The following is a 322-nucleotide window of genomic DNA, read 5'->3' as shown; positions in this document are numbered from 1 at the left end:
TTTGAATGAAGAACTGAGAAAATCCTTTAGTAAGGGATTATTTTATAACGAGGTGAATGGGGCATTGTTATCGGAATTATCGATTAGAAACTTTGCTATTATTGAAGCATTAAATATTTCTTTTCAAAAAGGTTTAACGGTTTTAAGCGGTGAAACAGGGGCCGGAAAATCGATTATTATTGATGCAATTAGTTTACTTGTAGGTGGCCGTGGGTCAGCAGAGTTTGTTCGATATGGAACAGAAAAGGCTGAGATTGAAGGGCTGTTTTATGTTGAAGATGAGAAGCATCCATGTATTGAAAAGGCAGAAGAGTTAGATATA

General features: G+C 35.7%; 1 protein-coding gene. It reads left to right on the top strand.

Annotated elements, in window-relative coordinates; genetic code table 11:
* Positions 1-64 precede the first annotated feature (64 nt).
* On the top strand, positions 65-322 hold a 258-nt coding region (locus tag MR170_RS31360), incomplete at its 3' end, for an AAA family ATPase (protein ID WP_242310710.1).

The sequence above is a fragment of the Bacillus cereus group sp. BfR-BA-01524 genome (genome assembly GCF_022662595.1).
GTDB lineage: Bacteria > Bacillota > Bacilli > Bacillales > Bacillaceae_G > Bacillus_A > Bacillus_A thuringiensis_S.
Note: the sequence above shows the minus strand (reverse complement) of the source record. Positions and strands in the feature narration are given on the sequence as shown.